1 protein-coding gene and 2 pseudogenes are annotated in these 2,711 nt (G+C 66.3%); 1 reads left to right on the top strand and 2 read right to left on the bottom strand.

Going from position 1 to position 2,711, the window contains the following annotated elements; genetic code table 11:
- Window positions 1-91: 91 nt before the first annotated feature.
- The gene (gene istB / locus ABC138_RS17385; RefSeq protein ID WP_068329743.1) at window positions 92-868 is read right to left on the bottom strand and encodes an IS21-like element helper ATPase IstB; all 777 of its coding nucleotides are present in this window, start codon (window positions 866-868) and stop codon (window positions 92-94) included.
- Window positions 865-2,132 (bottom strand): annotated as a pseudogene (gene istA, locus ABC138_RS17380) (IS21 family transposase). The gene istB and the pseudogene istA overlap by 4 nt, the downstream one beginning before the upstream one ends.
- Window positions 2,133-2,353: 221 nt before the next feature.
- Between istA and ABC138_RS17375 the strand changes: the two are divergent.
- A pseudogene (locus ABC138_RS17375) lies at window positions 2,354-2,711 on the top strand (hypothetical protein); the annotation flags it as partial.

Genomic DNA, 2,711 nt, shown 5'->3' with positions numbered 1-2,711 from the left:
CGTCAACGGCTCGCCAGAACACCCACGGAAGCGTCAGGAGAGCCTGAAAATTGAGCAGGTTTCGACGGGTGAAATTTGAGCACCTGGTCGTCTACTTGTTGCCGTTCTTGGCGAGGAGTTCGCGTCGGGCGCGGGTTCTGTAGGACTCTCCTGACAGGGCGATGACCTCGGCGTGGTGGACGAGTCGGTCGATCATCGCGGCGGCCACGACGTCGTCGCTGAAGGCCTCGCCCCAGCGTCCGAATGGCAGGTTCGATGTGACGATGATCGAGCCTTGCTCGTAGCGGGTCGCGATGAGTTGGAAGAACAGGTTCGCGGCGTCGGTGTCGAAGGGGATGTAGCCGACCTCGTCGATGATGATGAGCTTGTAGCGGCGGATCTTTTTGAGCTCGGCGTCCAGCGTTCCGGCCTGGTGCGCGCCGGCCAGCCGGGTGATCCAGTTGCTCGCGGTGTCGAACAGCACGGAGTGGCCGTTCTGTGCGGCCTTGACGCCCAGCCCGATCGCGAGGTGTGTCTTGCCGATCCCGGGCGGGCCGAGCAGGATCACGTTCTCGGCCTTCGCGACGTAGGTCGCGGTGGCTAGGTGCGCGAGAATGTCGCGGCGCAGCGACGGCAGGTGGTCGTAGTTGAAGTCCTCGAGGGTGTTGATGGCCGGGAAGTGAGCGGTCTTGATCCGCATCATCGCCCCCGATGCCTCGCGTTCGCTGTTCTGGCGTTCCAGGACCGCGGCGAGGTACTCCTCATGCGACCAGCCCAGGTCGCGCGCTTGGACCGCGATGTCTTCCCACGTGCGGGCAATGGTGGGGGTCTTCAGTGCGCGGGCCAGGTAGGCGATCTTCGACGACACATCGGTGGCGATAGCGGTCATGAGGTGTGGACTCCTTGCAGGTCGGGGGTGTGGTGGAAGTCGACGCCGAAGAGGTCGTCGTAGTCGGGCAGGGCGCGTAGCGCGACGACGTGCCCGTCGCCGTGGGCGCGGGTGGTCTTACGTGCCGCCGCAGCAGCACGCGCCGCATTGAACGAGCCCCGCAGCTCCTTCGCCGTCGCGACGTGGTCCGGGTCGGTGATCGTGGCGCCGCTTCCCCAATGCCGGGCATGGGTCGCGACGATCCGGTCCTCGCAGGTGACCGCGACGACGTCAGGAGTCGCGACCACCTCGACGAACCTGCCGACCGCGGACGGGTCCACGGAGTAGTCGTTCGAGCCGATCCGCACGTAGTAGTCCCGACCCAGGCGGATCCTGTTCGTCAGCCCCACCGGCGGACTGAACGGTGGCAGGGCGACCATCGCAGACTTGTCGTCGTCCCACCGCTCACGCGGGGTGGCGCCGATCGCGCGCAGGTGGCGCCGGTTGGCCTTCGTGTCGATCCAGTCAGTGAACTGGTCGTTGAAATCGCCGGGGCCAGTGAAGGTGCGCCCGGGTAGGAACGAGGTCTCGAAGAACCCGTTGCGGCGCTCGACCAGGCCCTTGAACTCCGGGTCACGTGGCGGGGCGAGCTTGATCCGCACCCCCAGGTGCCGACGAAGGTCGCAGCACAGTGAGCTTGCCGGTGCCACCGATCGCCACTTCACGGTCCCACACCAGCGTCCGCGGGCTCGCGCCCCAGGCGCCGAGGATGGCCCACATGCCGGCCAGAATGTCGCCGCCCTGACGCGACGGGATCATCGCGCCACCCGTGATCCGCGAGTAGCCGCACGTCATCGCCAACACCGGCAGGATCTGTGCCTGACCGCCGCCGACAGGGATCAGCAGGGGCGGGAACCACAGGTCGCATTGAGCGACCTGACCGGGCTCGTACACGACCCGATCGGTCGGGTCGACACCGACGAACAAGGGCCGCAGCTCACGGACTCGTTCCTTGAGGATCGTCATCGAGTGCTGCCAGCCGACGCGCTCGGCGATCACCGTGGCCGGCATCTTCGGATGCTCCTTCAGCAGCAACCGGATCTGCGGCTCGACGGCGTCGACCAGCGACCCCTTCGGCGGCCGCACGTACCGCGGTGGCGTGTCGGTCTTCAGCGCCGACGCGACCGTGTTCCTCGCGATCCCCAACTCGCGTGCAATAGCGGACTGCGAGAGCCCCTCGGACTTGTACAGCCGACGAATCGGCCCAGTTCTCCAACGTGATCACACCCCAAGGCGTACTCGGGGTGCTCAACTTTCACCCGTCGATTACTGCCCAGTTTCACGCGTCGTCGACACGCGACACCGCGGCGAACGGCTCCTTGCCGCAGCGACTTGACCAAGAGAGCTCAAGCGCTACATCAGCCGGCAGATCTTCCGAACGCTCGCCGCAGCTTACCCTGGCCGCGAGGCCATGCCGTCAGCGGCTTGACGCGACAATGAAGCATCCTGGGTTCTCCATCGTTTGGAAACGAGGATGGATTCAGGCCGAAGGACACCACCGCGGGGAAGCCCGCGACGCGCCGCTACAGCCCGGATGGGAAGGCGGCCCGGATGAGAAGGCCGCTGCAGTGCGGATGGTCAGGACGCTGCGTGCCGAGCTGGGCGCTGAGCACCGCACGATCCAGCGCGTCGCTGTCGACAGTCGCAACCCAACTCGGGTGCGGCACACCGAATCGGTCCGGTCCTGGGTGCGTCAGGCCGACATCGACGGGGCTACTTGCCGGGGGTCAGCACAGCGATGCGGCGAAGATGAAGGCGCTTAAGCCTCGATCCACCGATGAGCTGCTGAGGAGGTCGCTGTCGG

This window comes from Janibacter sp. LM (assembly GCF_039631275.1).
In the GTDB taxonomy this organism is placed as follows: domain Bacteria; phylum Actinomycetota; class Actinomycetes; order Actinomycetales; family Dermatophilaceae; genus Janibacter; species Janibacter terrae.
This window is presented reverse-complemented; position numbering and strand designations above follow the sequence as displayed.

Excerpts from the sequence above, each read along its gene's own strand:
- istB (WP_068329743.1), bottom strand. The coding sequence starts at position 868 with ATGACCGCTATCGCCACCGATGTGTCGTCGAAGATCGCCTACCTGGCC.